Genomic DNA, 281 nt, shown 5'->3' with positions numbered 1-281 from the left:
ATCGTAACTCGCCGGTTCATTCTACAAAAGGCACGCCATCACCCATTAACGGGCTCTGACTACTTGTAAGCACACGGTTTCAAGTTCTCTTTCACTCCCCTTCCGGGGTACTTTTCACCTTTCCCTCACGGTACTGGTTCACTATCGGTCACTAGAGAGTATTTAGCCTTAGGAGATGGTCCTCCCAGATTCCGACGGAATTTCACGTGCTCCGTCGTACTCAGGATCCACTCAAGAGAGAATATGTTTTCGACTACAGGATTATTACCTTCTTTGATTCA

1 rRNA gene is annotated in these 281 nt (G+C 47.0%); it reads right to left on the bottom strand.

The features are described 5' to 3' along the window. Positions 1-281 (bottom strand): 23S ribosomal RNA (locus tag HMPREF3241_RS11285); the annotation flags it as partial.

Source organism: Staphylococcus sp. HMSC34G04 (assembly GCF_001838765.1).
In the GTDB taxonomy this organism is placed as follows: domain Bacteria; phylum Bacillota; class Bacilli; order Staphylococcales; family Staphylococcaceae; genus Staphylococcus; species Staphylococcus epidermidis.
The sequence above is the reverse complement of the archived record's forward strand: the minus strand, read 5'-3'. Positions and strand labels throughout refer to the sequence as shown.